Source organism: Streptomyces kronopolitis, from assembly GCF_014646275.1.
GTDB lineage: Bacteria > Actinomycetota > Actinomycetes > Streptomycetales > Streptomycetaceae > Streptomyces > Streptomyces kronopolitis.
In genome coordinates, this window is record NZ_BMND01000110.1 from 1 (window position 1) to 633 (window position 633).

The 633-nt window shown below is 32.7% G+C and carries 1 protein-coding gene; it reads left to right on the top strand.

The genetic code is table 11. The annotated features are described in order from the left end of the window. Positions 1-291: 291 nt before the first annotated feature. The coding region (locus IEY78_RS35370; protein WP_229700347.1) for a hypothetical protein at positions 292-633 on the top strand (342 nt) is incomplete at its 3' end.

The following is a 633-nucleotide window of genomic DNA, read 5'->3' on the forward strand; positions in this document are numbered from 1 at the left end:
ATCCCTTTCCCTAGAGAGCTTAACACACCCCCTGTAACGAATATAAATTTGGCTCTATCCATAAATTATTGCGTTCCTTTGATTTTTACTTCTCGCATTGTAGTCTAAAAAGGGTTAAAAAGCTTTAAAAGAGGGCAAAAATTAAAGCGATTTCAAAAAAAAAAAAAAAAAACAATTTCAGTTTCTTATTAGCTAGGTTTGATTAGAATAAAAAGATTTTATGTGTTTAAACTTCATTGTCTTAAAACTTTTAAGAGCAATTTTAAAGTTCGTTGGCGTATAATATCAAGTTTGAATGAACTAACTAAAAGGGTTTTAATAATGGCTGAAAATTCTTTCAAAAATGTTTCTGCACAACCCAAAGTATTTTTCTTATTACCAGTTAAAACCTTGTTTCTTTTAGGGGGTGTTTTTAGCGCGTTTTTTATCCTTATGGTTGGCTTGGTTTTTTTTGATTACGCTCATTCAATGGACAATGCCATTTTTAGCTTGATGCGTTCAAACTCTTCTAACCCTATTTTAGATCAAACGCTCCAACGCATTGTTTTTTTAGGCTCTTCTCAATTCGTGTTGCCTTTGAGTTTGTTAGTGGGGGTGTTTTTAAGCCTTTATCGCAGAAACTTAGCGCTTGGG